This is a genomic window from Cupriavidus malaysiensis (assembly GCF_001854325.1).
GTDB lineage: Bacteria > Pseudomonadota > Gammaproteobacteria > Burkholderiales > Burkholderiaceae > Cupriavidus > Cupriavidus malaysiensis.
Genome location: NZ_CP017755.1, coordinates 1,163,354 through 1,189,571 on the forward strand (window position 1 = coordinate 1,163,354; position 26,218 = coordinate 1,189,571).

The following is a 26,218-nucleotide window of genomic DNA, read 5'->3' on the forward strand; positions in this document are numbered from 1 at the left end:
GGCATCGACGGGCGGCGGCCGGCACGGGAAACCGTGGCCTGCCGCCTTCGCATGGCGCGGCCGGCAAGGCGACGCCGGCGGTGCGCCGGCGATCGGGTCTCAGCGACAGGGTGTCAGCGGTAGGGCGTCTGCAGGATGCCCATCACCGTGCGGATGCCGTCGCGGTAGTTGCCCAGCCGCATGTTCTCGTCGTAGCTGTGCTGGTTGTTGTCGGCATTGACCAGCGGCACGATGACGAAGGGCGACTGCAGCGCCTGCACCGCGGCGCCGGTGGGTACCGTGCCGCCCATCATGCGGATCTGCACCGGCGCCTGGCCGTAGGTGGACTGCATGGCCTGCTGCAGCCAGCGGCTGACCGGGGCGTCGAGCGGTGTCCGCGCCGCCGAACTGGAGGCCGACACCTCGCCGGCGCTGAGCGAAGCCAGCTTGGGATAGCGCGCCCGCTCCTCCGCGCTCGGCTCGCCCTCGACCAGGTGGTAGCCCTGCTTCTGCACGTGTTCCTTGAGGCGGGCGAACAGGTATTCCGGGCTGGTCTCGGGCACCGTGCGGATGTCGATCTCCGCCAGCGCCGACGAGGGCACCACGGTGCGCGCCTTGGCGCCGACGTCGCCGGCGGCCATGCCGCGCACGTTCAGGCTCGGATACTGCATGGCTTCCTGGTAGTTGGCGCCGACCCGCTCGGCCGCGGCGATGCCCAGGCGGCGGCGCAGCGCCGCCTCGTCGTCCGGCACGGCGCTCATGATGCGGCGCGCTTCGTCGTCGAGCCTGACCGGGCTGTAGTAGCCCGGGATGGTGACGCGGCCCTCTTCGTCCTTCATGCTGGCCAGCAGGCTGGCCAGGCGCTGGGCGGGATTGGCCGAGTAGTTGCCATAGTGGCCGCTGTGCAGCTCCTGGCCGGCGCCGAATACCTTGAGCTTGACCAGCAGCACGCCGCGGTTGCCGAACACCAGCGTGGGCCGGTTGCTCTGGTGCATGGGGCCGTCGAAGATCACCATGCCATCGTTGCGCAGCAGCGCCAGGTTCTGGCCGATCACCTTGCCCAGCGAAGGCGAGCCCTTTTCCTCTTCCGAATCGAGCAGGACCTTGATGTCCACGGCCGGCTCGGCGCCGGCGGCCTTGAGTGCGTCGACGGCCGCCAGGAACATCACGATGGGGCCTTTGTCGTCCGAGGACGAGCGCGCGAACAGCCGCCACTCGGGATCGACCCGCTCGCCGTAGAGGTGCTCCAGCGGCAGCGCCTCCCACTTGCCGTCGGCCTGGCGCGCCTTCAGCACCGCCTCCCAGGGACTGCGCTGCGCCCACTGCGACGGCGTCACCGACTGGCCGTCGAAATGCATGTAGAACAGCACCGTCTTGCGCGGCGCCGCGCCGGCCGCCGCCGGCGCCTTGAGCTCGGCGTAGACCATCGGCTTGCCCTCGTTGGGCAGCTCGCGCGCGTTGAAGCCGCGCCGCGCGAAGGCCTGCACCAGCCAGGCGGCATTCTTCTGGATGTCGGCCGGCACGTTGGCGTCGTTCGGCATGGCCAGCAGTTCCACCCACTCGCGGTAGCTGCCGGCGGCGGCTCGCATGGCCGCCTGTTCCAGCGCGGCGCCGTCGAGCGTGGCGGCGCCGGCACCGGTGGCCAGCAGGGCCGCGCCCAGGGCGGCGGCCAGGGGCCAGGCGAGCGGGCGGCGCAGGGCGCGCGGGCGCTGGCGGTCGGTGCGGGGGGCTCGTATCGGGTCGTTCATCGTGTCCTCGTGGATCCAGGTCGGCTGCTGTGGTGCCTTGGTCTTGTCATCGGCCGGCAGGGTGGCCGGTGCAGCGCTCAGATGGTAGCGCGTCCCTTGCCTGCCGGGCGGCCGTTTCCGCGCCGGACGGCCTTCGACGGCGCCGCCGCGGGCGCCTCCACCGGTTGCGCGACGCCTGTGCATTGCGCGACGGCGATGCGCCCCGCTATCACGGCAAGGGCGTGCATCGCGCGGGGGCCGGGGATGGCCGCGCGCCATGCCGGCAGCGATGCCGCGCATCCGCTGCGGCGCGGGGCTTGAGGCCGCGCGCGGGACGTCAGGCGGGCGGGGTTTCCAGCGGGGCTTCCAGCGGGATTTCCGGCGCGACTTCGAGCGCGAACACCAGGCGCTGCAGTTGCCGCCGAGTGCCGGCGTCGAGATCGACGAAGACGCAGCCGACCTTGCGCCGAGCGTCCGCCTGCGGGGTGGCGGGGCCGTGCCGTACCACGCGCAGGCTGGCCTGCACGATGCCGAAAGGGCCGAAGTCCAGCGTGCAGTCCGGCAGCAGCCGTCCGGGCGCGAAGACGGCCAGCAAGCCGAGCGGCACGCGCAGGCCGACGCCGCTCAGCGACAGGTCGCGGATGTCCAGGCTCAGCGGCGGGCCACCAGCCTCATCTTCCCGCCGGCAGCGGAAGCCGCGCGCCGCCGCCAGGCGGACGCGGAAATGCCTGCGCGCCTGCAGGTACTGCAGGCGCGCAGGCAAGGGAATGTGGAAGGCGGGCGTATTGCCCAGGCGGGTCACCTCGGGCGTGCCGGCGGCGAAGCGGATGGGCGTACCGCCCAGCGAGCCGCGCAGGCTCAGGCCGGTGGCGTTCAGCAGCCGTTCCAGTTCGCGCCCGTTGCGGCACCATTCGAGCACGCAGGCGCGCCGGTCCTCGTCGGCCAGCAGCAGGCGGGTCGGGATGCCGGCCGGCTCGAACAGCAGCGGCGTGCGCGTGCGGGCCAGTTCACGCAGCACACGGGCGATGCTTGCCGGCTCGTCGAGCCAGAAGTCGTCCTGCGCGGTGGCCGGCTGCACGGTCGGTGACATGGGGCGGATCGTAAACCATCATTTCGAGGGGATACGGGATTATCGCCTGCCTGTTGGCGGCATGGCGTGGCTGCCAGGCAACGTGCGCGGCGGCGCGTGCGGCGAGGTGCCGGAAGCGGCACTGGAACGGCGGGGAACGGTGGCGCGGCAAGGCCGCGCCCATCCGGCTCGGGCGGGGGTGCCCGTCGGCGCTCAGTGGGGGAAGCGGTCGTCGCCGTTGGCGATGTAGTGGCTGGCTTCCTCGCCCCAGTGGGTCATCTGGCGGGCGCGCGGCTTGATGGCGCCATCGACGTAGACATCGCGCTGGCCGGCATGGGCGGCCGAGTCGAAGGGGCGGGGGCCTTGCTGGGCGAAGACGGGGGTCGACAGCGCGCCGAGGGTGGCGGCCAGGGCCAGGAAGGAGAGTGCGGCTTTCTTCATTTTATTATCGGCGTCAGCGGATTCATGGGTTCGTGACGCCAGCATGTCATCAGGAGTGGCGGCATTATAGGGGTTTTCCCTAGACCGTGCAGGGCGAGTTTGCGGCGGCGCAATAATCCCCGCCAAGGACACCTTGGCTGTGACTCAAAGGCAGCTTTCCATGCGATCAGGGTCGTTCCGGGCGGCCGGGATCGGCCACAGGTGCTGCCATCGCCCTGGTGGGGGGGGGGTGTCTCCGCGCGAGACTTCCGGGCCTCAAAAAAAAGAGAGCCCGCGGGGCGGGCTCTGCGAAGGACCATCGTCACGGTCACTCACGCACGGCATGTCATGCGCTTGACATGGATAGCGGCAGTGCGGGCCTCGCCTTTTCCCCCACCGTAGCGGGGGGGAGGGCGCTAGTCCGGGCGCCGGGTTTGCCCTGGTGTCTTGTCAGGCTCTCGCGCGAAGGGTGGAGTGCCACGGCAGTGCGTTGCGATGGCCGTTTCCACCGTCGATTGTGCGGTGCTGCCCGCCGTCCGCTGCTGCCGGCACCAATACAGCGCCTCAATCTGCCTGCATTGGCGCACAATATCGGTCTCGGGCGTGTGTGAGCGCCTTGCATATTTGGGAGCCGGTATGAGCAGCAATGTCGAAGCAGTCTTTTCCATCGAACCCAGCCAACACCCCGTGGCCGCCGCGGAGCGTGCGCGTTTGCTGGAGAATCCCGCCTTCGGCAGGGTGTTCTCCGATCACATGGCGACCATCCGCTACACCGAGGGCAAGGGCTGGCACGACGCCAGGATCGCCGCGCGCGGCCCCTTCGAGTGCGATCCGGCCATGCAGGTGTTCCACTACGCACAAGAGATTTTCGAGGGGATGAAGGCCTATCGCCTGCCCGATGGCGGTGGTGCGCTGTTCCGCCCTGACGCCAATGCGCGCCGCTTCCGCAACTCGGCCCGCCGCCTGGCCATGCCGGAGCTGCCCGAGGCACTGTTCCTGGAGTCCGTGCGCGAACTGGTGCGCCTGGACCGCGAGTGGATTCCCACCGTGCAGGGCGGTTCGCTGTATCTGCGCCCTTTCATGATGGCTACCGAGGTGGCGCTGGGCGTCAAGCCGGCGGCCGAATACCTGTATTGCGTGACGGCCTGCCCGGTGGGCGCGTACTTCAAGGGCAGCAACCCGGCGGTCACCATCTGGGTGTCGGACAACTACACGCGTGCCGCGCCTGGCGGCACGGGCGAGGCCAAGTGCGGCGGTAACTATGCGGCCAGCCTGCTGGCGCAGGCCGAGGCCTCGCGCGAGGGCTGCGACCAGGTGGTCTTCCTCGACGCGGTCGAGCGGCGCTGGGTGGAAGAACTCGGCGGCATGAATGTCTTCTTCGTCTTCGACGATGGCTCGCTGCAGACGCCGCCGCTCACCGGCACCATCCTGCCCGGTATCACGCGCGAGTCGCTCATCGTCCTGGCCCGAGACATGGGCCTGACGGTACGTGAAGAGCCGTACTCGATCGACCAATGGCAGGCCGATGCCCGGAGCGGCCGCCTGCGCGAAGCCTTTGCCTGCGGCACGGCCGCCGTGGTGACGCCCATCGGCACGGTGAAGGGCCACAAGCACAACTTCACGATCGGCGATGGCGGCGCCGGCAACCTGACGATGCGCCTGAAGAACGCGCTGGTCGACCTGCAGCAGGGCCGCGCGGCAGATCCGCATGGCTGGATGGACCGCCTGTTCTAAGCCAGCTCCGGCCCGCGATCCGCTCGAGGGTTCCCCGTCCTGGTGCTGCGGCCGGCGCGCAAGGCGAGGCGGGGCCGCGGGGAGGGCTTCTGTTCCCGGATAGCCTGGGCCGGTCCAGGGTTCACCAGGGTATGAGCGGAGATGGCAAGCGGATAGAAGAGGCGCTTGGGATTTTTTTCTGAAAAGCCTTGCCAATTGGTTATCGAGGCATTAGTATTCGCCTCCCCGTTCGCAGCGCACCGCGTGACGGGGAGGGAATGGCAGGATTGGAGCGGCTCGAATGAGTGCGGCGTCCGAATAAAAGAAATTCTAGAAATCGCTTGATTGATCTCGAAAAATTCTTTATAGTCTCGTTCCTTCGCTGCAGACATAACGCAGCGGCAACGCAAACCGGCAAAGCCGGATGCGGCCCGAGAGGGTGGTTCTTTAACAAACAAACACCGATAAGTGTGGGTGCTTGATAATGAATGCGGAAGACCCTGGTCTTCTAGCTTGCAAGTTATCAGTGCTCGCACAGTAAACATGTTTGGTTTCGTCTTCGGACGGAGCCAGTCAGTTTTCTGAGAGTGAGCGACCGCTCGAAAGAGCGAGGTTTCAGCAGGCAACTGCGCGGAACCACACAGAGATTGAACTGAAGAGTTTGATCCTGGCTCAGATTGAACGCTGGCGGCATGCCTTACACATGCAAGTCGAACGGCAGCGCGGACTTCGGTCTGGCGGCGAGTGGCGAACGGGTGAGTAATACATCGGAACGTGCCCTGTTGTGGGGGATAACTAGTCGAAAGATTAGCTAATACCGCATACGACCTGAGGGTGAAAGCGGGGGACCGCAAGGCCTCGCGCAATAGGAGCGGCCGATGTCTGATTAGCTAGTTGGTGAGGTAAAGGCTCACCAAGGCGACGATCAGTAGCTGGTCTGAGAGGACGATCAGCCACACTGGGACTGAGACACGGCCCAGACTCCTACGGGAGGCAGCAGTGGGGAATTTTGGACAATGGGGGCAACCCTGATCCAGCAATGCCGCGTGTGTGAAGAAGGCCTTCGGGTTGTAAAGCACTTTTGTCCGGAAAGAAATCCTTTGGGCTAATACCCCGGAGGGATGACGGTACCGGAAGAATAAGCACCGGCTAACTACGTGCCAGCAGCCGCGGTAATACGTAGGGTGCGAGCGTTAATCGGAATTACTGGGCGTAAAGCGTGCGCAGGCGGTTTTGTAAGACAGGCGTGAAATCCCCGGGCTCAACCTGGGAATGGCGCTTGTGACTGCAAGGCTAGAGTGCGTCAGAGGGGGGTAGAATTCCACGTGTAGCAGTGAAATGCGTAGAGATGTGGAGGAATACCGATGGCGAAGGCAGCCCCCTGGGACGTGACTGACGCTCATGCACGAAAGCGTGGGGAGCAAACAGGATTAGATACCCTGGTAGTCCACGCCCTAAACGATGTCAACTAGTTGTTGGGGATTCATTTCTTCAGTAACGAAGCTAACGCGTGAAGTTGACCGCCTGGGGAGTACGGTCGCAAGATTAAAACTCAAAGGAATTGACGGGGACCCGCACAAGCGGTGGATGATGTGGATTAATTCGATGCAACGCGAAAAACCTTACCTACCCTTGACATGCCACTAACGAAGCAGAGATGCATCAGGTGCCCGAAAGGGAAAGTGGACACAGGTGCTGCATGGCTGTCGTCAGCTCGTGTCGTGAGATGTTGGGTTAAGTCCCGCAACGAGCGCAACCCTTGTCTCTAGTTGCTACGAAAGGGCACTCTAGAGAGACTGCCGGTGACAAACCGGAGGAAGGTGGGGATGACGTCAAGTCCTCATGGCCCTTATGGGTAGGGCTTCACACGTCATACAATGGTGCGTACAGAGGGTTGCCAACCCGCGAGGGGGAGCTAATCCCAGAAAACGCATCGTAGTCCGGATCGTAGTCTGCAACTCGACTACGTGAAGCTGGAATCGCTAGTAATCGCGGATCAGCATGCCGCGGTGAATACGTTCCCGGGTCTTGTACACACCGCCCGTCACACCATGGGAGTGGGTTTTGCCAGAAGTAGTTAGCCTAACCGCAAGGAGGGCGATTACCACGGCAGGGTTCATGACTGGGGTGAAGTCGTAACAAGGTAGCCGTACCGGAAGGTGCGGCTGGATCACCTCCTTTCCAGAGCGTGCATTCCGAGTCGAGCACTCACACTTATCGGTTGTTTGTTGTTGCGGCCAGGACATGGCCAAATGCAAGTGCTTGATATCGAGCGCTTGCATTTGGCATTGCCAAGCGAGGAAATTCGGCTGTTCTTTAACAATATGGGATGTAGTAAAGGTGTCACGGCGTGTTGATGAGACGCGCAGTAGTTTAACGTGATACCGGGTTGTGATTGTATCAACCAAAGTATTTAAGTGATCGAAAGATGACTTGGAATACGGCACAAATGCGAGAACTCAACCTGTAATGAAGCGTTTCAAGCGCGAGCTTGAGACACACTCGTTATAGGGTCAAGCGAACAAGTGCATGTGGTGGATGCCTTGGCGATCACAGGCGATGAAGGACGCGGTAGCCTGCGAAAAGCTTCGGGGAGCTGGCAAACGAGCTTTGATCCGGAGATGTCCGAATGGGGAAACCCGGCCCGTATGGGTCATCCCTTGCTGAATACATAGGCAAGGGAAGCGAACGCGGCGAACTGAAACATCTAAGTAGCTGCAGGAACAGAAATCAACCGAGATTCCCAGAGTAGTGGCGAACGAAATGGGAACAGCCTTGTACTCTTTAGCAGCATTGTTAGCAGAACGGGATGGAAAGCCCGGCCATAGCAGGTGATAGCCCTGTATGCGAAAACAGCGTTGTGGAACTAGGTGTACGACAAGTAGGGCGGGACACGTGAAATCCTGTCTGAAGATGGGGGGACCATCCTCCAAGGCTAAATACTCGTGATCGACCGATAGTGAACCAGTACCGTGAGGGAAAGGCGAAAAGAACCCCGGGAGGGGAGTGAAATAGATCCTGAAACCGCATGCATACAAACAGTCGGAGCCTGGAAACGGGTGACGGCGTACCTTTTGTATAATGGGTCAGCGACTTACATTCAGTGGCAAGCTTAACCGATTAGGGCAGGCGTAGCGAAAGCGAGTCCGAACAGGGCGTTCAGTCGCTGGGTGTAGACCCGAAACCAGATGATCTATCCATGGCCAGGTTGAAGGTGCGGTAACACGTACTGGAGGACCGAACCCACTAGTGTTGAAAAACTAGGGGATGAGCTGTGGATAGGGGTGAAAGGCTAAACAAATCTGGAAATAGCTGGTTCTCTCCGAAAACTATTTAGGTAGTGCCTCGTGTCTCACCTTCGGGGGTAGAGCACTGTCATGGTTGGGGGGTCTATTGCTGATTACCCCGCCATAGCAAACTCCGAATACCGAAGAGTGCAATCACGGGAGACAGACATCGGGTGCTAACGTCCGGTGTCAAGAGGGAAACAACCCAGACCGCCAGCTAAGGTCCCAAAGATTGGCTAAGTGGGAAACGAAGTGGGAAGGCTAAAACAGTCAGGAGGTTGGCTTAGAAGCAGCCACCCTTTAAAGAAAGCGTAATAGCTCACTGATCGAGTCGTCCTGCGCGGAAGATGTAACGGGGCTAAGCCAGTCACCGAAGCTGCGGACGCGCGCAAGCGCGTGGTAGGAGAGCGTTCTGTAAGCCTGTGAAGGTGTCTTGTAAAGGATGCTGGAGGTATCAGAAGTGCGAATGCTGACATGAGTAGCGATAAAGGGGGTGAAAGGCCCCCTCGCCGTAAGCCCAAGGTTTCCTACGCAACGTTCATCGGCGTAGGGTGAGTCGGCCCCTAAGGCGAGGCAGAGATGCGTAGCTGATGGGAAGCAGGTTAATATTCCTGCACCGTCGTATGATGCGATGGGGGGACGGATCGCGGAAGGTTGTCCGGGTGTTGGAAGTCCCGGTCCCTGCAGTGGAGAAGGCGCTTAGGCAAATCCGGGCGCGGGATTCAAGGCTGTGGGGCGAGCGACCATGCGTCGCGAAGCAATCGGAAGTGGTTCCAAGAAAAGCCTCTAAGCTTCAGTCATACGAGACCGTACCGCAAACCGACACAGGTGGGCGAGATGAGTATTCTAAGGCGCTTGAGAGAACTCGGGAGAAGGAACTCGGCAAATTGGTACCGTAACTTCGGGATAAGGTACGCCCTGGTAGCTTGACTGGCCTGCGCCAGAAGGGTGAAGGGGTTGCAATAAACTGGTGGCTGCGACTGTTTAATAAAAACACAGCACTCTGCAAACACGAAAGTGGACGTATAGGGTGTGACGCCTGCCCGGTGCCGGAAGATTAAATGATGGGGTGCAAGCTCTTGATTGAAGTCCCGGTAAACGGCGGCCGTAACTATAACGGTCCTAAGGTAGCGAAATTCCTTGTCGGGTAAGTTCCGACCTGCACGAATGGCGTAACGATGGCCACACTGTCTCCTCCCGAGACTCAGCGAAGTTGAAGTGTTTGTGATGATGCAATCTCCCCGCGGCTAGACGGAAAGACCCCATGAACCTTTACTGTAGCTTTGCATTGGACTTTGAACCGATCTGTGTAGGATAGGTGGGAGGCTTTGAAACCGGGACGCTAGTTCCGGTGGAGCCGTCCTTGAAATACCACCCTGGTTTGTTTGAGGTTCTAACCTTGGCCCGTGAATCCGGGTCGGGGACAGTGCATGGTAGGCAGTTTGACTGGGGCGGTCTCCTCCCAAAGTGTAACGGAGGAGTTCGAAGGTACGCTTGGTACGGTCGGACATCGTACCTAAAGTGCAATGGCAAAAGCGTGCTTAACTGCGAGACCGACAAGTCGAGCAGGTGCGAAAGCAGGACATAGTGATCCGGTGGTTCTGTATGGAAGGGCCATCGCTCAACGGATAAAAGGTACTCTGGGGATAACAGGCTGATACCGCCCAAGAGTTCATATCGACGGCGGTGTTTGGCACCTCGATGTCGGCTCATCTCATCCTGGGGCTGTAGCCGGTCCCAAGGGTATGGCTGTTCGCCATTTAAAGAGGTACGTGAGCTGGGTTTAAAACGTCGTGAGACAGTTTGGTCCCTATCTGCCGTGGGCGTTGGAATCTTGACGGGGGCTGCTCCTAGTACGAGAGGACCGGAGTGGACGTACCGCTGGTGTACCTGTTGTCTCGCCAGAGGCATCGCAGGGTAGCTATGTACGGAAGAGATAACCGCTGAAAGCATCTAAGCGGGAAACTCGCCTGAAGATGAGGATTCCCTGGAGGCTTGACCTCCTTGAAGGGTCGTTCGAGACCAGGACGTTGATAGGCTGGGTGTGGAAGCGCAGTAATGCGTTAAGCTAACCAGTACTAATTGCCCGTAAGGCTTGATCCTATAACCAGTGTGTTTCACTGGTTGACGTATCGCGTGTGCCCAGAACGGTGCCGATACCTCACAACCAAGACTACATCCCTATTCGCTGCGACGGCTCAACCCCGGCGCAGCAACCCCTTATGCCTGGTGACCATAGCGAGTCGGAACCACCCCTTCCCATCCCGAACAGGACCGTGAAACGACTTTGCGCCGATGATAGTGCGGACTACCCGTGTGAAAGTAGGTCATCGCCAGGCTCTCTCTCCCGCAAAACCCCTCGACAGCAAACGCTGCGAGGGGTTTTGTCTTTGCGGCGCGCCGGAACGTCGAGATGTCATGACAGTCGTGACCCTGCATGGACGCCTGCCGGGATTGCTCAGGACTCCCTGGGGGCTGACGCGAACGGCAGGCATTGTCGCTTTCCAAGGAACGCAGAAGGGCTAGCGATGGTCTATGCCTTGCATTCCGTTACAATGTTGTCCTGCAGCAAGACGCCATCCCAAGTTCGTCGCAACGTCGGCTGCACCGTCTCTCCTCCATGCGCGCCCTCTACCTGCTGTTCGCCGTCGCCTGCCTTTGCCTGTTGTCTTTCGGGACGACGGTGCCGGCGCACGCTGCCGGCGGGGCCTGCCCGGCTGGCGGCGCGCATGCAGCGACCCGGCCGGCGCTGCCTGAGCCGACCGTCGAGCGGACGGCGGAGCGTGCCATCGACCGCACTGTCGAGCGCGTAGCGCAGGGCAGCATGCTCGAACTGGTGCTCGACGACGAGGATTTTCCCGACTTCGGTGAGCCCGAGATGGCGGCCTCCGACGAGCCGCCGCCCGGTTACTGTGATATCTGGGCGGCCGACCTGCTCGATCCGCTCGACGTCCTCGACGAAATCGAGGAATCCGGTGCGCTGTTCGTGCTGCCCCAGGTCAGCCTGGCACAGGCGCCCGATTTTCCCCCGTCTTCTTGCCCGGGCCGCGCTGACGCGCTGGCTGCGGCCTGCTTCAAGCCTCCCCGAAGCCTTTCCGCCTGAGGCGCCTCGCCGGCGCCGCGCGCTCGGCACCTGCGCGTGCCGCGCGTACCCGCTATTCCCATTCGACTGATTCCGCCGCACGGCCTGAGCGCTTGACCGCCTGAGGCCAGGCCCGTCCGCCCGTCCGCCTGTTCGCCAGTCGGCGAGGGCGGGAGCCGGCTTGCCGTCGCCCCTGGGGCGACGGTGGCTGGCGCACGGCCGTGCGGCCTGTTTGCCTGTCCATGAAGACCACCACCACGCTAGTCTTGACCGCGTCGCTCGCGTTCGCCTTGCCGCCGGCGCAGGCTGGGACGGCCGCCGCCAGCGCGCCCTCCGCGGCGGCTGCTGCCGCCCCGCCGGCCGCCGCGCGCTCCCCCGCCGACACCTTCTCCCTGTCCCGGCTCCTGGCGCTGGCGCAGTCGACCAACCAGGGGGCGCTCGCCGCCCAGGCCGGCGTCGACGCCGCCAGCGCGGCCGTCACCAGTGCCCGCGCCTATCCGAACCCGCAGGTCGAGGTGCTGTACGGCCGCCTGTCGGGGCGCACGGCCGGTGTGGCGAGCGGCAGCGCGCCCACCTATGCCATCACGCAGAAGTTCGACTACCCGCGGCAGCGCAGCCTGCGCGAAGAGATCGCGCGGCGCCAGCTCGATGCCACCCAGGCCGGCCGCCAGGCCTGGCGCGCGGACCTGTCGGCGCGCGTCAAGCAGTCCTTCTATGAGACCCTGCGCCGCGAGAGCGAGCTGGCCGCGGCACGCGAGGACCTGAGCATGATGCGGCAGATCCATGCCCGCGCCCGCCTGCGTGTCGACGTGGGCGAGGCGCCGCGCTATGAGCTGATCAAGGCCGAGACCGAACTGCTGACCGCGCAGAAGACCAGGCAGGCGGCGCAACTGCGCGTGGAGCAGGCGCGCGCCGCGCTGCGCCAGCACGTGGGCGGTGCCATGCCGGCCGATTTCGCACTCAGCGGCTCGCTGGGCGATGCCGTGGCGCTGCCGCCGCTGCCGCGCCTGCGCGAGCAGCTCGGCAGCGAGAGCGCCGAGCTGGCGCAGCGCCGCATGGAGCTGGAACGGGCGCGGTTGGCGGTCGACTACCAGCGCTCGCTGCGCCTGCCCGAAGTGTCGCTGCGCGCGAGCACGGAGCGGCAGCCTGACAACACGGTCACCCAGGTCGGCCTGGTGCTGACCATTCCGCTGTGGGATCGCCGCAGCGGGCCGGTCAACGAGGCCGTGGCGCAGGCCGCCCAGGCGCGCAGCACGCTGGAGGCGCGCGAATTCGAGCTGAGCCAGGAACTGGAGACGGCCTATCACCAGATGGAGGCGGCCCAGGCCCAGGTCACGGCGCTGGAGTCCGGCATCGTGCGCCAGGCCGAGTCCGCGCTGGCCGTGGCGGAGTCCGCTTACCGCTTCGGCGAGCGCGGCATCCTCGACTACATCGACGCGCAGCGCGTGCTGCGCAGCGCCCGCGGCGAATTGATCGCCGCTCAGTACGAGCTGCAGCTCGCCGCCATCCAGATCGAGAAACTGCTGTCGACGGTGCCGTCGACGCCCGCATCCACCGGACTCCAATGACCATGCGCCCGACCTTTTCCCTTTCGCTGCTGGCTTGCGCCGCGGCCTTCGCCGCGCTGACCGGCTGCTCCGACCAAGCGGCCCCGGCGGCCGAGCCGGCCAGGCTGCCGCCGGGCATCGTCAAGCCCGAAGAGACACTGCAGAAGACGCTGAAGGTGGCGCCGGCCGCCACCAGCGCCTTCAGCGAGATGCTGCGCGTGGCCGGCCGCATCGATTTCGACGAGCAGCGCGTGGCGCGCATCGGCGCCAGTGTGACCGGCCGCGTCACCGACCTGTATGCCATGCTCGGCCAGGAAGTGAGGGCCGGCCAGGTGCTGGCGCGCCTGCACAGCAGCGAGCTGGGCACCGCGCAGATGGCCTTCCTCAAGGCCGAGGCGCAGACCGAGCTGCAGGCGCGCAACGCCGAGCGCGCGCGCCAGCTGTACGCCGCCGACGTGATCGGGCGCGGCGAGCTGCAGCGGCGCGAGAGCGAGTATGCGATCGCCTCGGCCGAGATGCGCGCCTACCGCGACCAGTTGCGCGTGCTGGGTATGTCGCAGGGTGCCGTCGCCGAGCTGGCCCGCAGCGGCAGCATCGACTCTTATTCACCGGTGTTCTCCAGTGTCAGCGGCACCGTGGTCGAGCGCAACGTGGCCCAGGGCCAGGTGGTGCAGCCGGCCGACGCGCTCTATACGGTGGCCGACCTGTCGCGCGTCTGGGTCGTGGCCGAAGTGCCGGAGCAGCAGGCCGCGCTGGTGGCGGAAGGGCAGAGCGTGGACATCGAGGTGCCGTCGCTGGCCAATGGCGCCGGTCACGACCGCATCACCGGCAAGCTGATCTACGTCGGCCGGGTGGTCAATCCGCAGTCGCGCACGGTGCTGGTGCGCACCGAGCTGGAGAACAAGGAAGGACGGCTCAAGCCGGCCATGCTGGCCAGCATGCTGATCGCCAGCATGGCGGTGGACCAGCTGGTGGTGCCCGAGTCGGCCATCGTGCGCGACGGCGGCGATGAACTGGTCTACGTGGAGCAGCCTGGCGGACAGTATCGCCTGACCAAGGTCAAGCTCGGCGCCGAGAGCGATGGCATGCGCGTGGTGCAGGGCGGTATCCGCGCCGGCGACCGCATCGTGGTCGAGGGGGCCTTCCACCTCGACAACGAGCGCAAGCGACTCGAACAGGGGTAAGCCGCCATGATCCGATCCCTAGTACAGGCCGCCATCAAGCAGCGGCTGGTGGTGTGCGTGCTCGCCGTGGTGCTGTTCGCGTTCGGCCTGGGCGCGGCCAAGAAGCTGTCGGTGGACGCTTTCCCCGACGTGACCAATGTGCAGGTGCAGATTGCCACCGAGGCGATCGGCCGCTCGCCCGAAGAGGTCGAGCGCTTCGTCACGGTGCCGGTCGAGATGGCGATGACCGGTCTGCCGGGCCTGCAGGAAATGCGCTCGCTGAACAAGCCCGGGCTGTCGCTGATCACCCTGGTCTTCACCGATGCGACCGACGTCTACTTCGCCCGGCAACTGGTGATGGAGCGGCTGATCGAGGTGGGCGGGCGCATGCCGGAAGGCGTGGCACCGGTGCTGGGCCCGGTCTCGACCGGCCTCGGCGAGGTCTACCAGTACACGCTCGACCATGCCGATGACGGCGAGCGCGAGCTGACCCAGGAAGAACTGGCCGAGCGCCGCATCGCCCAGGACTGGGTGGTGCGCCCGCTGCTGCGCTCGATCCCCGGCGTCGCCGAGATCAACTCGCAGGGCGGCTACGTGCGCCAGTACCAGGCGCTGGTCAATCCCGACCGCATGCGCCACTACCAGGTCTCGGTGCAGCAGGTCTACCAGGCGCTGGCGCGCAACAATGCCAACTCCGGCGGCGGCGTGCTGCCGCACTACGCGGAGCAGTACCTGATCCGCGGCGTGGGCCTGGTGCGCGGCCTCGACGATATCGGCAGCATCGTGCTCAAGGAGATCGACGGCACGCCGGTCTACGTGCGCGACGTGGCCGAGGTCAAGATCGGGCACGAGGTGCGCCAGGGCGCGCTGATCAAGGACGGGCGGACCGAGGCGGTCGGCGGCATCGTGATGATGACGCGCGGGGGCAACGCCAAGGAGGTGGTGAGCCGGGTCAAGGCGCGCGTGGCCGAGATCAACGCGCGCGGCATGCTGCCGGGCAAGCTGCAGATCGTGCCTTACTACGACCGCAGCGAGCTGGTGGACGCCGCGCTGTGGACGGTGACCAAGGTGCTGCTCGAAGGGGTGGTGCTGGTGGTGATCGTGCTGTTCCTGTTCCTGGGCGACGTGCGCTCCTCGGTGGTGGTGCTGGCGACGCTGGTGCTGACGCCCCTGTTGACCTTCATGGTGATGAACCAGGTGGGGCTGTCGGCCAACCTGATGTCGCTGGGGGGGCTGGCGATCGCCATCGGCCTGATGGTGGACGGCTCGGTGGTGGTGGTGGAGAACGCCTTCGAGCGGCTCGGCCATCGCGACAAAGCCGGCATGAGCAAGACCGAGATCCTGGTCAAGGCGGTCGGCGAGGTGGCCACGCCGGTGATCGTCGGCGTCGGCATCATCATCCTGGTGTTCCTGCCGCTGATGACGCTGTCCGGCATGGAAGGCAAGATGTTCGCGCCGCTGGCCTTCACCATCTCGATCGCGCTGGCGATCTCGCTGATCCTGTCGCTGACGCTGTCGCCGGTGCTGTCGTCCTACCTGCTCAAGGGCGGGGCCGAGCACGACACCCGCGTGATCGCCTTCCTCAAGCGCCACTACCTGCGCCTGCTGCACTGGGCGCTGGCCAACAGCCGCAAGACTGTTATCTGCGCGGTGGGCGCCTTCGCCGCCGCCATCGCGGTGGTGCCGCTGCTGGGTACTTCCTTCATCCCCGAGATGAAGGAGGGTTCGATCGTGCCGGCGCTGGATCGCGTGCCGAACATTTCGCTGGAGGAGTCGATCAAGCTGGAGAGGGAGGCCAACAAGCTGGCCTTGTCGGTGCCGGGCGTGAAATCGGTGGTGTCCGGCGTGGGCCGTGGCGAAAGCCCGGCTGACCCGCAGGGCCAGAACGAGTCGACGCCGATCGCCAGCCTGAAGGACCGCGACGAGTGGCCCGACGGCTGGACCCAGGACGATATCGCCAATGCCATCCGCGATAAGCTCAAGGCCATTCCCGGCGCGCAGATCGTGATGGCGCAGCCGATCTCCGACCGTGTCGACGAGATGGTCAGCGGCGTGCGCTCCGACGTGGCGGTCAAGGTCTTCGGCGACGACCTCGGCAAGCTGCGCGAGCTGGCCGGCGAGATCGCGCGCGTGGCCGGGGGCATCGCGGGGGCGCAGGATATCCGCATCGAGCGTGTCACCGGGCAGCAGTACCTGTCGATCGAGATCGACCGCCAGGCCATTGCGCGCTACGGGCTGAACGTATCCGATATCCACGACCTGATCGAGATCGCCATCGGTGGCAAGCGCGCCACCGACGTCTTCGAGGGCGAGCGCCGCTTCAGCGCGGCGGTGCGCCTGCCCGAGGCCTTCCGCGGCAATGTGCAGGCGATCCGCCAGTTGCTGGTGACGGCGCCCGACGGCGTGCAGGTGCCGTTGCAGAGCGTGGCGAAGATCGAGGTCAACGACGGTCCGGCGCAGATCAGCCGCGAGATGGGCAAGCGCCGCGTGGTGGTGATGATCAACGTCAACGGACGCGACCTGGGCGGCTTTGTCGGCGAGCTGCAGCAGGCCGCATCCGCCAAGGTCAAGCTGCCGGACGGCTACTATCTCGAGTGGGGCGGCCAGTTCCAGAACATGGAACGTGCCATGGGCCACCTGAAGATCATCGTGCCGGTCACCATCGCCGCGATCTTCTTCCTGCTGTTCCTGCTGTTCAACTCGCTGCGCCTGGCCACGCTGATCATCACCGTGCTGCCGTTCGCCTCGATCGGCGGCGTGATCGGCCTGTTCGTCACCGGCGAGTACCTGTCGGTGCCGGCCTCGGTGGGTTTTATCGCCCTGTGGGGCATGGCGGTGCTGAACGGCGTGGTGCTGGTGTCCTACATCCGCTCGCAGCGCGAAGCCGGCGTGCCGGTGGCCGAGGCCGTGGCACTGGGCGCGACCCAGCGCTTCCGCCCGGTGATGATGACGGCCACCATCGCCATGCTGGGCCTGGTGCCCTTCTTGTTCTCCAACGGCCCGGGCTCCGAGGTCCAGCGCCCGCTGGCGGTGGTGGTGATCGGCGGCCTGATCACCTCGACGCTGCTGACGCTGGTGATGGTGCCGGTGCTGTATCGCTGGTTCGACGACAAGAAGGCGGATCCGGTGCGGGACGCGCCCGTGTAAGCGCAGCCGCCAGCCCTGATTTCCGCTCAGGCCGGCAGCAGCGCGGCACGCGCCGCCGCCAGCACCTCCTCGCTCAAGCGCTCCAGCAGGCCGGACGCCGCGCGTGCGTATTGCCAGTGCAGCGGCACGTCCAGCGGCGTGTCCGGCACCAGTTCGACCAGCGAGCCGTCGGCGAGATGGGGGGCGATCAGCCCCAGCGGATGCAGGCCCCAGCCCATGCCGGCCAGCGCTGCGGTGACGAAGGCCTGCGACGAGGGCAGGGCGTGGCGCGGCAGCTCGACGTGCCGGTGGCACAGGCGCCGCGCCCAGTGCGCTTGCAAGGCGTCCTTGCTGTTGAACACCAGGCTGGGCGCCCTGGCCAGCGTACCGGCGCCGACGCCGCTGGCGAAATGGTGGCGCACGAAGGCGGGGCTGGCCGCCGCCAGGTAGCGCATGGCGCCCAGCGGGCGGCTGTTGCACCCGGCGGCCGGGTGCGCGGTGGCCGTCACCGCGGCCAGCACGGCGCCGCTGCGCAGCCACTCGGTGGTGTGGTCCTGGTCGTCCACCGTCACGTCCATCAGCACGGGGTGCGCCGCCGCGAAGGTGGCGATGGCCGGCGCGGCCCAGGTCGCCAGGCTGTCGGCGTTCACCGCCACCGGCAAGGTCACGCGCGCCAGCCCCTGCGGGGCGAGCGCCGGCAGTGCCCCCTGCAGTTCTTGCTCGAGCAGGCGCACGCGGTCGACGTGCTGGCACAGCCGCCGTCCCGTTTCCGTGGCCCGGCAGGGTTGCTCGCGCACCACCAGCGGGCAGCCGACGCGCTCCTCCAGCTGCCGGATGCGCTGCGAGATGGCCGATGGTGTCACATGCAGCGCGCGCGCCGCCCGCTCGAAGCTTCCTTCCCGAACCACGGCAACCGATGCCGCCAGCGCCGAGTAATCCAGCATCGATGAAGTTCCGCTAATGTTGATGTAGGAAAGATAGTTTGGCTTCATCCATGGAGGCTGGCAAGCTGGCGCCATGATGAGCCTTCCACTTTCCACCACCGCTCCGCTTGCCATGTCCGTCGTGCTGCAGGGCCTTGCCCTCGGCCTCGGGCTGATCGTCGCCATCGGCGCGCAGAATGCCTTCGTGCTGCGCCAGGGCCTGCGCCGCGAGCATGTCGGCAGCGTGGTGCTGTTCTGTGCGCTGGCGGATGCCTTGCTCATCTGCGCGGGTGTGATGGGCATGGCCCAGGCCCTGGGAGAGCGTCCCGGCCTGGCGCGCGTGCTGGCGCTGGCCGGCGCGGTCTTCCTGGCCGTCTATGGCTTGCAGGCCTGGCGGCGTGCGCTGCAGTCCCACCGGCTGCAGGCCGCGGCGGGCGGCATCGGGGCCGGCCGGGGCGCGGTGCTGGCCCAGGCGGCGGCGTTCACCTTGCTCAATCCGCACGTCTATCTCGATACGGTGCTGCTGGTCGGCAGCATGGGCGCGCAGCAGCCGGCGGCGCTGCGCGGCTGGTTCGTGGCGGGCGCGAGCGGGGCCAGCCTGCTCTGGTTCGGACTGCTGGGCTTCGGCGCGCGCCGGCTGGCACCGTGGTTCGCCCGGCCGAAGGCCTGGCAGGTGCTGGATGCGTTGATCGGCGCGACCATGTTCGCGCTGTCTGCGCTGCTGGTGCGCCATGTGGTGCTGGGCTTCTGAGGCGGGGCGCGCGGCGCGCGCGGTGCTCAGCCCAGCTTGAGCCCGCCGTGCGCCAGCAGCTGGCGGAACACCGCCAGACGCGCGTCGCCGGTCTGCGCCAGCCGCTGGCAGACGTGCGCGTGGCTGGCCTTGTCGCTGTGTCCCTGCAGCGCTTCCTGGCACTCCAGCTCCGAGATTTCCAGGTGGACGCCGCTCAGGATCGCGCGGCCCTTGCCGACGCGCGCACTGACGATGGCGGGGGGCGTGCCGCCGAGATCCGCATAGACCGCCAGCACCTGCGTGCCGGCGCCGGGCGCCGCGTCGAAATCGAAACGGCAGCCGCCGTGGTAGTGCGTATACAGCGCCAGCGGTGCCGGCGACAGGTGGTCCGTGGTGCGCAGCGTCACCGCTGCGGTGGTGCGCGGCGTGCCGTCGTAGAGGAGGCCTCCGGTCAGTTCCGGCAGCGAACCCACCGCGACCGCGTCGACGAAGCTCAGCTCGCGCGGGCCGCAGATCGCGCCGCGGGTGCCTGCATGGAAGGCCAGCTCCCGGCAGGCATAGTAGGCCCCCGCGCAGATGCCGAGATAGGTGCCGCCGGCTTCGACGAAACGCCGGATACGCGCGTTGGGCGCGCCATTGAGCGCTGCGCAGTAAGGCAGGTCGGCGCCGCCCGGCATCACGAACATGACCGCGTGGTCGAACAAGGTCGGGTCCAGCCGGATATCGGCGGCCATCACCGTGCGCATCTCATATTCGCCGGGATGCAGCTGCTGTCCGATGGTCCGCATCAGGCAGGCGGTCCAGTCGGATGCGCCGGCGTCGATGTAGGTAAGGATCTGGGGTTTCGGCATGCGGATTCCGGAGCGATCGTGGCGTTGCGGCGCCGGGGTTCCTGCGCAGTCTAAGCCAGATTCCGCCGGCCCGGGCTGCGTCGACACGGCATCGGCGTGTCCGCGCCCTGCACAGGGTTTTGACCCTCGTTATATACCTCTATATATTTCGATCTGTGCTTGCGGTGCGGCGGCCCGGCCCGCCGCACCGCTCCCGCCGTTCCTGCCGCCCGTACCCCATGAACCGTTCGCTGCTGATTCTCGACGCCTTTGCCGCCCATCCGGGCGATCTCGTCGCGCGCGCGCTCGCCGGCGTGCTGGAGAGCGCCGCAAGCGGGCGCCTGCCCGCGTTCGCGCAATGGCTGGGCCTGCCCAGCCAAGAGTTCCGCGTCTTGCTCGACCGGTACTTTCCCGGCGCGGCGGCGGCGGGCTGGGCCCCCGATGCGCCGAACGTGGATGCCGCGGCGCTGCCCTGCGAATTCGCCGACCTGGTGGACATGCTGTGGGACGGGCGCAGTCCCGGCCGCGACGGCGTGGCGGTGCGCTGGACCGCCCATGCGCTGGCATCCGGCTGCTTCGGCGGAGGACATCTGTGGGAGGACATGGGGCTGGGCGGACGCGATGATGTCTCGGACCTGCTGCGCACCCGGTTCGCGCCGGTGTTCGCCGCCAACACCACCGATATGAAGTGGAAGAAGTTCTTCTACCATCGCGTCTGCGCCCGCCTGGACCTGCATCCCTGTCCCGAGCCGTCCTGCAGCCGTTGCGACCACTATGCGCAATGTCACGGCCCGGAAGGCCGGGCGGGGGCCGTGCCGATCCACGGCCCGGCTAGCCAAGCCAGCGCTGCCGCGCCAGCAGTTCGGTAAAGCCCGCCACGCTGAGCGGGCGCGACAGGTAGTAGCCCTGCACCTGGTCGCACCCCATCAGCGCCAGCGCGCGCAGCTGGCGCGCGTTCTCCACACCTTCCGCGACCACCTGGATGCGCAGCCGCTTGGCAAGCCGGATCAGCGCCAGCAGCAGGCGATGCGCCCGCGTGTCCTCGCTCTCCAGCGCGCTGATGAAGACCCGGTCGATCTTGATCTGGTCCACGTCCAGCTCGTGGAGATGGAGCAGGTTGGAGTAGCCGGTGCCGAAGTCGTCGATGGCGACGCCGACGCCGATCGCGCGCAGATGGCCGAGCAGGCCCTTCATATGCGTGGACGCGCCGATGCGGGTGGACTCGGTGACCTCCAGCATCAGGCTGGCGGCCGCCAGGCCATGCCGCGCCAGGGCTTCGTGCAGGCAGCCGGCGAGGTCGCCTTCGCTCAGGTGGCTGAGCGAGATATTGACCGCCAGCGGGGGCGGCGAGAAGCCGGCCTGGCGCCATGCGGCCAGTTGCCGGCAGGCCTCATGGATGACCCAGCCGGTCAGCGGCGCGATCTGGCCGCCGGCCTCGGCGACCGGGATGAACTCGTCCGGCGGGATGTTGCCCAGGCGCGGGTGGCGCCAGCGCAGCAGGCATTCGGCACCGGTCAGCTCGCCCAAGGCCGTGCCGAACTTGGGCTGGAACATCAGGTGCAGTTCGTCCAGCTGCATGGCGCGCGCGAGGCCGGCCTCGATCATGCCCGCGCGTGAGGCGCCGTGCCTGCCGTCGTAGCCTTTGCCGGCGCTCATGGCGCGTAGTACGTGTGGCGGGTTTCGCGCGGCGGATCGGCAGGCGCGGTGCGATCGCCACTCTCGTGCCATGCCGGCGCAGGTTCACCGAGCAGGCGGCGCAGGAAGGCATCCGGCACCAGCGGGGGCGCGATGGCGTCGCCCTGCAGCGCATCGCAGCCGAGCGTGCGCAATGCGACCCGCTGCGGGCGGCTGTCGACGCCGCGCGCGCCGATCTCGAGGTCGAGGGCCCGCGCCACCTCGATTGCCGCCGACACGATCGCCATGCCGCGCGGCTCGGGCAAGGCGAGGGTGCCGACCAGCCGCGGATCGATCCACAGTTCATCGATGGGCATCTCGCGCAGCAGTCCCAGCGTGGAGTAACCATTGCCGAAGCCGGCCAGCGCGATACGTGCGCCGAGCGCGCGCAGGCTGGCGAATCCGGGCTGGCACTGTTCCGCTGCCTGCGCGACCACGCTTTCCGGCAGCGCCAGTACCAGGCGGCCCGCGCCGATGCCGTGCTGGCGCAGCGCGTCGAGCACGCGCTTCTGGGCATGTGGCACGGACAGTTCGCCTAGCGAGGCGCGCAGGTGGATGCGGAATGGTTGCGGGGCCAGGTGGCTCCAGCGCTTCAGGTCGGCCAGCACGGTGTCGAGCAGCCAGTCGCCCAGGGCGGCGCGCATGCCGCAGTGGCGTGCCACGCGCGCCAGCAACGGGGGCGGCAGCACCCCATACAGCGGGTGCTGCCAGACCGGCTCCACCTCCGCCGCGCACCAGCGGCCGTTGCGTCCGGCGACGATGGGCCGCAGCCGCAGCGCCAGTTCTCCTCGCCGCATCGCTGCGGGCAATTCCCGCCCCAGCAGCGTTTCATCGGGCGGCGGCGCGTGGTCTTTCGGCGCATCCTTCATGGCCGGGACGCCTTCCTGTTGGCCACGGCCAGGCCGGAGCGGCAGGTCCGCGCAAGCAGGGTGGACCCGCTCGGTGCGAGGAACGGGACATGCGGGGCGGCGGGGCCGGCAAGGCGGCTGGCGGGAAATGGGCGGAACAATGTCATCGCGCTGGCGATGCAGTGGCAGGAAGCGGTATCGACGTGGATCCGGTTCGCAGACTAAGAGAGGCGGGCGCTTGAACATGCCCCCGGAACGGAGGGATCGTCGGTGCGGCATCTCTCCCGGGCGCCGTGGCGGCGAATACACCCCGCGCGCGAGGGGAGTGTCGAGGCGGTCGGGGAGCGTCCGGGCTGACACATGCACAGCATATGGGCCCATGAGACAGCAGGCGTGTCCGGCACGACACGTGGAGCGGTCGATGGCGGAGGCAGCGTCCTGCTTCTTGTTGCGGCAGCGCAAAAAATTCCTTGACTATCTATCTACCAGTAGATACCATGTGTTCATGGATCGCTGCTTCCCCTCCGCCACCGGCGGCAGGAAAGAAAAAGAGGATCCAGCGCGACATCGGGGATTTCCCCGTTTTTTCAGGACCGGTTCTCTATCTACAAGTAGATGCAAGTAGATACCTAACCGGCCCGGCATCAAGCGCCGCGCCGCAGACCAACCGGATCCCGATCGCGTGGATTCTTGCTAGACAAGGAGAGCATCATGAGCACCAACAAGACCTTCACCAAGACCCTGATCACCGCCGCCGTGCTGGCTGCCGCCGTGCTGGGCGGCCAGGCCTACGCCTCGGGCCCGAAGGACAGCGGCATCTCGGGCGACCGCTACGGCTACGTGTTCCGCGGCAATGACGCGCGCAGCGTCTACACGGACGGGGCCAAGGCGGGCAAGGCCGATCCGTACACGGACGGCGCCAAGGTCGGCAAGTTCGACCCCTACACCGACGGCGCCCGCATCGTGGCGGGCCTGGACCGCAGCGGCGTGTCGTCCGAGCCGGCCCGCAAGTTCGACCCGTACACCGACGGTGCCCGCATCGTGGCAGGCCTGGACCGCAGCGGCGTGTCGTCGGAGCCGGCCCGCAAGTTCGATCCGTACACGGACGGTGCCAAGGTCGGCAAGTTCGACCCGTACACCGACGGTGCCCGCATCGTGGCAGGCCTGGACCGCAGCGGCGTGTCGTCGGAGCCGGCCCGCAAGGCCGACCCGTACACCGACGGCGCGCTGGCCTGATGTGGATGGCGGGGTGGCGGCGGCCCGTGGCCGGCGCCGCCCCGCGTTAGCAGGTGAGTGGAGAAGCGATCATGAGACTGCGGGATAGCGTTCTGATCCTGGCCGGCTGGGTGTTCCTGTGCCTGGCCAGCGGCTCGCTGGTGACCCTGGCGGCGCAAGTGCTGCCGGCGTGAGCGCGGTGCGGGCTGTATGTGCGGATGCACATAGGATATGCTTGAGACTCTATCGATAGATAGATAAGATCGCACCATGAAAACCCAAACCGTCCGTGAACAACTGCTCGAGCACACGCTGGTGCTGATCCGCCGCCGCGGCGTGAACGGCTTCAGCTATCGGGACCTGGCCGAACTGGTCGGGGTCAAGACCTCGAGCATCCACTATTACTTCCCCTCCAAGGACGACCTGGTGCTGGAGGCGGTCAAGGAATACAGCGCCCGCGTGCTGGAGCGCATGAAGGCCGTGGATGCGCTGGAGTCGCCTCAGGAGCAGGCGCGCGCCTATCTCGAGGCCCTGCGCACGGCGGCTTGCGGCAGCGACCAGATCTGCCTGGCGGGCATGCTGGCGAACGAGGCCCTGAGCCTGTCGGACGACGCACAGTCGGTGATCCGCGAATTCTTCCGTACCCAGGAACTCCGCCTGGCGAAGATGCTGGAGCGCGCGCAGCAGCAGTACGGCAAGGTACTGCCGGTGCCGCCGCTGGCCCTGGCGCAGGTGATCTACGCCGCCTTGCAGAGCGCGGTGGTGTCGAACCGCCTGTTCGGTTCGCCGGAGCGGCTGGAGGCAGCGGGCAAGCTGCTGGTGGCCTACGCTTCGCCGGATCCGGTCCAGGTGGCGCGCGCGGAAGTGGCGACGGCATCCTGATCCGCGGCACGCCTGCGCGCGCGGCAATGCGGTGCAAGCCAGAATGAAAGCAACAAAAAGCCGGCCCTGAAAAGGGCCGGCTTTTTGTTTGCCCGGGCGGCACGCGGCAAGGCGGTGGCGCCGCGCGCGCGAGCGGGACCTCAGGGCATGACCGCCACCGCCGCTTCAGGAGTCTGCAGCAGGAAGGTCAGCGTTTCCTGCAGATAGAGGCTGACGGTCGTGTCGTCATGGCGCTGGTAGCCGATCGACAGGTCCTGGCCGAGATGCAGGTCGAAGTCGCCGCCGCGCGTGGAGAGCACGCAGCCGCCACGGATGGCCGGCGCCCAGATGATCTCGCCGTTGACGATGCGTTCGATGTGCTCGCGCACCGGATAGCCGCCGTCGCTGGCCTCGCTCAACGCGGTGTAGGCATCGGCGCCGAGCAGCACCGAGTAGGGGCCGTCCACGCCGGCCAGGCGCAGCTGGCTCAGCGCCTGTGCGATGGCGGCGGGATAGTCGGCCACCTTGGCCGGCAACGGCACCGGCTGGTTCGAACTGCCCGCGCGGATACCGACGATGGCGGCGGCCGCATAGCCGTCGAAGATGGCGCTGTCTTCCGCCAGCGCCATGCGCGTGGCCGCATCCTTGGCGGGTTGCCAGTCGGCATCGTTGGCGCCGTGCTCGACGGCGTCGATCGCATCGCGCGACAAAGTGAAAGGCACGCGCAGTTCGACCACGGCCTTGACCTCGCGCTGCCTGGCCTGCACGCCCTCGCGCGGCGCGGCGATGGCGGCCTGGCGGCCGGTGGCGACGGCACCGAAGGCATTGCCGTTGGGGCCCTTGACGTCGACCACGCGGCGCCCGGCGAGCGCGCGCTTGAAGGTGCGCGCCACTTCTTCCTCGATCTGCGCCCAGGCCTCGCTCGAGATCGGGGCCAGTTCGCGATGCAGGTTATTCATGCTGGGAAGCTCCTTTGAGTGAGCCGATGCGCAGCGAGCCATCGCCGGCGGGCGCGGCCAGCGCATCGGAGGCCGGCAGCGGGGCCGGCGCGGTGGCGGCTTCGCGCTCGGCGAGCGCTTCCAGCAGCGGCGCCGAAGGCACGAAGAACAGGCCGCCGGTCACCGCCGTGCTGAAATCGAGCAGCCGGTCGTAGTTGCCGGGCGGATTGCCGACGAACATGTTCTCCAGCATCGTCTCGGTGGGCGCCGGCGAACGCGCGTAGCCGATGAAGTAGGTGCCGAACTCGCCCGCGCCGGGGCGTCCGAAGGGCATGTTGTCGCGCAGGATCTTGACCTCCGCGCCATTTTCCTCGAGCGTGGTCAGCGAGCTGTGCGACCAGCTCGGCTTCACGCCCTCGGCCAGTTCGATGTCCGACAGCTTGGTACGGCCGATGATGCGCTCCTGCATTTCCACCGGCAGCGCATTCCATGCGGTCATGTCGTGCAGGTATTTCTGCACGATCACATAGCTGCCGCCGGCGAAGTCCGCATCCTCGGCGCCGACCAGGGTGAAGTCGAGCGCTTCCTCGCCTTCCGGGTTCTCGGTGCCATCGACGAAGCCGACCATGCTGCGCTGGTCGAAGTAGCGGAAGCCATGCACCTCGTCGGCGGTGGCGACCGCGCTGCCCAGCCGGGTCATGATCTGCGCGGCGAGCTCGAAGCACAGGTCCATCTGCTCGGCACGGATGTGCAACAGCACGTCGCCGGGCGTGGCCGGCGCTACGCGCGGCGGCTGGCCGACCGCGCGGAAGGGGTGCAGGCCGGCCGGGCGCGGGGCGCCGAACAGCGTATCCCAGGCGTCGGAGCCGAAGCCGCACACGCACGACAGGCGGCCGGCGGGCACCCGCTTGCCGACCGAGCGCACCAGCGCGGCCAGGTCGGCGCACAGCGCGCGCACGGCGGCGTGGCTGGCGGCATCGGGTTGGAGGGTAAGGACGAGGAAGATGGCGGAGCGCGTGATGGGCGCATTGACCGCCTGCGGGGTGCTGCCGTTCATCTGCCGCGTCCCCCGGCTGGCGCGGCGGG

The 26,218-nt window shown here is 66.5% G+C and carries 18 protein-coding genes and 3 rRNA genes; 12 read left to right on the top strand and 9 right to left on the bottom strand.

The annotated features are described in order from the left end of the window. Positions 1-113: 113 nt before the first annotated feature. The 3 genes from BKK80_RS24800 to BKK80_RS24810 all read right to left on the bottom strand — a co-directional run bounded on the left by BKK80_RS24800 (position 114) and on the right by BKK80_RS24810 (position 3,216). A complete protein-coding gene (locus BKK80_RS24800) occupies positions 114-1,727 on the bottom strand; it encodes a M20/M25/M40 family metallo-hydrolase (protein ID WP_084545744.1) in 1,614 nt (537 codons plus the stop codon). A gap of 316 nt (positions 1,728-2,043) precedes the next feature. Continuing rightward, positions 2,044-2,796 (bottom strand): flagellar brake protein, encoded by a 753-nt coding sequence (locus BKK80_RS24805; RefSeq protein WP_071021228.1) that lies wholly within the window; start codon positions 2,794-2,796, stop codon positions 2,044-2,046. 192 nt (positions 2,797-2,988) lie between these two features. Beyond that, positions 2,989-3,216 carry a hypothetical protein gene (locus tag BKK80_RS24810; RefSeq protein WP_071021225.1) on the bottom strand — a complete coding sequence of 76 codons (228 nt, stop codon included), beginning with the start codon at positions 3,214-3,216 and terminating at the stop codon, positions 2,989-2,991. Between the two features lie 615 nt (positions 3,217-3,831). Between BKK80_RS24810 and BKK80_RS24815 the strand changes: the two genes are divergently transcribed. From BKK80_RS24815 to BKK80_RS24850, 8 genes are all read left to right on the top strand, one after another. Beyond that, the gene (locus tag BKK80_RS24815) at positions 3,832-4,929 is read left to right on the top strand and encodes a branched-chain amino acid aminotransferase (protein ID WP_071021221.1); all 1,098 of its coding nucleotides are present in this window, start codon (positions 3,832-3,834) and stop codon (positions 4,927-4,929) included. Between the two features lie 628 nt (positions 4,930-5,557). Next, positions 5,558-7,089, top strand: a 16S ribosomal RNA gene (locus BKK80_RS24820). A 330-nt stretch (positions 7,090-7,419) separates the two neighbouring features. Next, a 23S ribosomal RNA gene (locus tag BKK80_RS24825) occupies positions 7,420-10,298 on the top strand. Between the two features lie 122 nt (positions 10,299-10,420). Then, positions 10,421-10,534 (top strand): 5S ribosomal RNA (gene rrf, locus BKK80_RS24830). Together the 16S, 23S and 5S rRNA genes form the textbook arrangement of a ribosomal RNA operon. Before the next feature lie 281 nt (positions 10,535-10,815). Beyond that, positions 10,816-11,298 carry a hypothetical protein gene (locus tag BKK80_RS24835; RefSeq protein ID WP_071039701.1) on the top strand — a complete coding sequence of 161 codons (483 nt, stop codon included), beginning with the start codon at positions 10,816-10,818 and terminating at the stop codon, positions 11,296-11,298. A gap of 221 nt (positions 11,299-11,519) precedes the next feature. Continuing rightward, positions 11,520-12,845, top strand: coding sequence for a TolC family protein (locus tag BKK80_RS24840; RefSeq protein WP_071039702.1), 1,326 nt, complete (start codon positions 11,520-11,522; stop codon positions 12,843-12,845). A 2-nt stretch (positions 12,846-12,847) separates the two neighbouring features. Then, positions 12,848-14,008 (top strand): efflux RND transporter periplasmic adaptor subunit, encoded by a 1,161-nt coding sequence (locus BKK80_RS24845; RefSeq protein ID WP_071071702.1) that lies wholly within the window; start codon positions 12,848-12,850, stop codon positions 14,006-14,008. A 6-nt stretch (positions 14,009-14,014) separates the two neighbouring features. Continuing rightward, entirely contained in the window at positions 14,015-17,134 is a 3,120-nt protein-coding gene (locus BKK80_RS24850; protein WP_071071704.1) for an efflux RND transporter permease subunit, read from the top strand. Between the two features lie 26 nt (positions 17,135-17,160). On the opposite strand, the gene BKK80_RS24855 is transcribed toward BKK80_RS24850, so the two are convergent. Beyond that, complete coding sequence (locus BKK80_RS24855; RefSeq protein ID WP_071071707.1) at positions 17,161-18,057, bottom strand: LysR family transcriptional regulator ArgP; 897 nt, start codon at positions 18,055-18,057, stop codon at positions 17,161-17,163. A 73-nt stretch (positions 18,058-18,130) separates the two neighbouring features. On the opposite strand from BKK80_RS24855, the gene BKK80_RS24860 reads away from it, so the two are divergent. Beyond that, on the top strand, positions 18,131-18,787 hold the full coding sequence (locus BKK80_RS24860; protein WP_418235914.1) for a LysE/ArgO family amino acid transporter: 657 nt from the start codon (positions 18,131-18,133) through the stop codon (positions 18,785-18,787). Positions 18,788-18,813: 26 nt separating this feature from the next. Here BKK80_RS24860 and BKK80_RS24865 read toward each other — a convergent pair whose 3' ends face one another. Continuing rightward, positions 18,814-19,617: a BPL-N domain-containing protein gene (locus BKK80_RS24865; RefSeq protein ID WP_071021202.1), complete on the bottom strand. Its 804-nt coding sequence runs from the start codon at positions 19,615-19,617 to the stop codon at positions 18,814-18,816. A 218-nt stretch (positions 19,618-19,835) separates the two neighbouring features. Here BKK80_RS24865 and BKK80_RS24870 point away from each other — a divergent pair, with 218 nt between their 5' ends. Then, positions 19,836-20,465 (top strand): nitrogen fixation protein NifQ, encoded by a 630-nt coding sequence (locus BKK80_RS24870; protein ID WP_083384637.1) that lies wholly within the window; start codon positions 19,836-19,838, stop codon positions 20,463-20,465. Here the strand turns inward: BKK80_RS24870 and BKK80_RS24875 are convergent. Further along, a complete protein-coding gene (locus BKK80_RS24875) occupies positions 20,428-21,252 on the bottom strand; it encodes an EAL domain-containing protein (protein WP_071071709.1) in 825 nt (274 codons plus the stop codon). The genes BKK80_RS24870 and BKK80_RS24875 overlap by 38 nt on opposite strands. Then, positions 21,249-22,139, bottom strand: coding sequence for an EAL domain-containing protein (locus BKK80_RS24880; RefSeq protein WP_071021196.1), 891 nt, complete (start codon positions 22,137-22,139; stop codon positions 21,249-21,251). The genes BKK80_RS24875 and BKK80_RS24880 overlap by 4 nt, the downstream gene beginning before the upstream one ends. 690 nt (positions 22,140-22,829) lie before the next feature. Here BKK80_RS24880 and BKK80_RS24885 point away from each other — a divergent pair. Both BKK80_RS24885 and BKK80_RS24890 read left to right on the top strand, forming a co-directional pair. Further along, positions 22,830-23,354 (top strand): copper resistance protein CopQ, encoded by a 525-nt coding sequence (locus BKK80_RS24885; RefSeq protein ID WP_071071711.1) that lies wholly within the window; start codon positions 22,830-22,832, stop codon positions 23,352-23,354. 249 nt (positions 23,355-23,603) lie between these two features. Continuing rightward, the gene (locus tag BKK80_RS24890; RefSeq protein WP_071021190.1) at positions 23,604-24,215 is read left to right on the top strand and encodes a TetR/AcrR family transcriptional regulator; all 612 of its coding nucleotides are present in this window, start codon (positions 23,604-23,606) and stop codon (positions 24,213-24,215) included. 140 nt (positions 24,216-24,355) lie between these two features. Here BKK80_RS24890 and BKK80_RS24895 read toward each other — a convergent pair whose 3' ends face one another. Together BKK80_RS24895 and BKK80_RS24900 are read right to left on the bottom strand one after the other, a co-directional pair. Continuing rightward, positions 24,356-25,153, bottom strand: coding sequence for a family 1 encapsulin nanocompartment shell protein (locus BKK80_RS24895; protein ID WP_071021188.1), 798 nt, complete (start codon positions 25,151-25,153; stop codon positions 24,356-24,358). Next, a complete protein-coding gene (locus BKK80_RS24900; protein WP_071022753.1) occupies positions 25,146-26,189 on the bottom strand; it encodes a Dyp-type peroxidase in 1,044 nt (347 codons plus the stop codon). Before BKK80_RS24900 ends, BKK80_RS24895 begins: the two co-directional genes overlap by 8 nt. Positions 26,190-26,218: the final 29 nt, after the last annotated feature.